This window comes from Bacteroides sp. (assembly GCF_030151085.1).
GTDB lineage: Bacteria > Bacteroidota > Bacteroidia > Bacteroidales > Bacteroidaceae > Bacteroides.
In genome coordinates this window covers 1-2,928 of record NZ_JASLER010000111.1, presented here as the reverse complement: position 1 = coordinate 2,928, position 2,928 = coordinate 1, and the positions used below count along the sequence as shown (strand labels likewise).

The following is a 2,928-nucleotide window of genomic DNA, read 5'->3' as shown; positions in this document are numbered from 1 at the left end:
GTCCTGACAGCCACAAGCGATGCGGCGGCTGCATCTCTGTCCATTGTTCCCCAGGCTGTCAGCAAGTATGCGCTGGATATGATTTCCCTCTTCCCGCAAAAGACCTTCAAAGGTCGTAAGAACGGACTTCGTGCTGATCTGGCACAAACGCTTGCCGACCTGCATCCCCGTTTCGTACGTTTCCCCGGTGGTTGTGTGGCTCATGGCGATGGAATAGATAATATTTATGATTGGAAAGGCTCTATCGGTCCGTTGGAAGCCCGCAAGCCGCTCCGTAACCTTTGGGGATACCATCAGACACGCGGTCTGGGATACCACGAATACTTCTTGTTCTGTGAAGATATGGGTGCGGAACCCGTACCTGTGCTTGCAGCCGGTGTACCTTGTCAGAACTCTGGTACTTGTGCTCACCATTCCAATGGTGAACTGACTTGCATGGGACAGCAGGGTGGTATTCCGATGGAAGAAATGGATCAATACATCCAAGATGTTCTCGACCTGATAGAATATGCCAACGGAGATGCCCGCAAAACCGTGTGGGGCAAGAAGCGCGCGGAAGCCGGACATCCGAAACCGTTCAATCTGAAGTTCATCGGTATCGGTAATGAGGACATGATTACACCTGTTTTTGTGGAACGCTTTAAGATGATATTCGATGCCGTAAAAGCAAAACATCCTGAGGTTACCGTGATTGGTACTACCGGCCCCTTCTACGAAGGTACGGATTATGAAGTAGGTTGGGACCTTGCTACCGAACTGGGTGTACCGATGGTAGACGAGCACTATTACGTAGAACCGGGTTGGATGATCCACAACCAGGAATATTACGATCATTACGACCGTAGCAAAGCGAAAGTTTACTTGGGCGAATACGCCGCCCACTTGCCGGGGCGCCCCAATAATGTAGAAACTGCGCTTGCCGAAGCTCTCTATCTGACTGCCGTAGAACGTAACGGTGACGTGGTAGAAATGACTTCCTATGCTCCGTTGTTGGCTAAAGATGGTCATACACAATGGAATCCGGACTTGATCTATTTCAATAATACGGAAGTGAGACCCACAGTAGGCTACTATACTCAACAGATGTATGGTCAGAACGCTGGTACCGAATACCTGTCTTCTACGGTAAAACTGAATAATGGCTGGGATGCCGTGAAGAAACGTGTCGGGGTATCAGTTGTGAAAGACGCTAATACCGGAGATTATATCGTGAAGTTAGTGAATATGCTTCCGGTGGAAGTTTCTTCCTGGGTGAAGTTGGACGGAGCTACTTTGGTAAATCCTTCGGCTACAAAGACGATATTGACAGGTGATCCGAAAGACAGAGGAGCTAAACCCGCTTCTTCTGATTTCAAGGTAGAAGGTAATGACTTTTCTTACTCAATGCCGGCTTATTCGTTTACAGTGATACGTATCCATCAGAATATTGAAAAGAAAAAATAAGATATAATAATGAGAAAGTTAACTGCCCTTTTTGCTTTGTCTCTTGCTTTGAGCATGCAGGCACAACAACATGTAATGACCGTCGACGTTTCTAAACCGACGGCAAAGATACAACCTGAAATGTATGGCATCTTTTTCGAAGATATCAACTTCGGTGCTGATGGCGGTCTGTATGCCGAACTGGTAAAAAACCGCTCGTTTGAATTTCCACAACCTTTCGTGGGTTGGGTACCTTTCGGTAATGTAACCGTTCAGGATGCAAATCCTTGTTTTGACCGCAATCCTCACTATGTACGCGTAGTGAACGATGGTCGCCTGCTGCGTACCGGACTGGATAATGAAGGTTATCGCGGTATCGGTGTGAAGCAAGGTGAAGAATACCGTTTCTCTGTTTATGCCCGCACGCCGGATGCGAAGCCGATGAAGCTCTCCATCGAACTCGTCAACTCCAATGCACAGAATCTGTTGAAGAAAGAAATCGAAGTCAGCGGCAATAGCTGGCAAAAGCTGACGGCGGTGCTGAAATCTCCGTTCACAGACGCTCATGCCCGCCTGCGTATCGTCCTCGAAACGCAGGGTACGGTGGATATGGATCATATCTCCCTGTTCCCTGTGAATACTTGGAAAGGACGTGAGAATGGTCTACGTGCCGACCTTGCACAAGCCCTTTATGACCTTAACCCCGGCGTATTCCGTTTCCCCGGTGGTTGTATCATCGAGGGTAACAGTCTTGAAACCCGTTACCAGTGGAAGAATTCCGTAGGTCCTGTTGAAAACCGCCCTTTGAATGAAAACCGCTGGAACTACACCTTCAAGCATAAAGCCTTCCCTGACTATTTCCAGACTTTGGGACTTGGCTACTTCGAATACTTTCTGTTGAGCGAAGACCTCGGTGCAGAACCTCTTCCAGTAATCAGCTGCGGGCTCTCCTGCCAGTACGAAAGCAACGAAGTGGTCCCGATGGATGAACTAGACCCGTATATACAGGATGCACTCGACCTGATTGAATTTGCCAACGGCCCTGTTACTTCCAAGTGGGGAAAGGTGCGTGCCGATATGGGACATCCCGAACCCTTCAATCTGAAGATGATCGGTATCGGTAATGAACAGTGGGACAAGGTTTATGTAGAACGCCTCGAAGCTTTCACAAAAGCCATCCGTGCGAAATACCCTAATGTGAAGGTTGTAGGTAGCTCCGGCCCGAGTGCTAGCGGTGATAAATTCGATTATCTCTGGCCCGAAATGAAGCGTATCGGTGTAGACCTGGTGGACGAACACTACTACATGAATCCTGATTGGTTCTTTGGTAATGCGTCACGCTATGACAATTACGACCGCAAAGGTCCGAAGGTTTTCGCCGGAGAATATGCTTCACACGATCATTCCACGAAGAAGGATAACAACTTCCTCGCCGCCCTTTCCGAAGCTGCCTTTATGACGGGATTGGAACGGAATGCGGATGTTGTCCATCTGGCTACTTATGCG

Annotated in this window: 2 protein-coding genes; both read left to right on the top strand. The window is 48.5% G+C overall.

The features are described 5' to 3' along the window. A partial coding sequence (locus Q1W14_RS21705; protein ID WP_300704954.1) for an alpha-L-arabinofuranosidase C-terminal domain-containing protein occupies nt 1-1,443 on the top strand: 1,443 nt, incomplete at its 5' end. Between the two features lie 9 nt (nt 1,444-1,452). After that, nucleotides 1,453-2,928 (top strand): carbohydrate binding domain-containing protein (locus Q1W14_RS21700; RefSeq protein ID WP_300704952.1); only part of this gene is annotated, 1,476 nt, incomplete at its 3' end.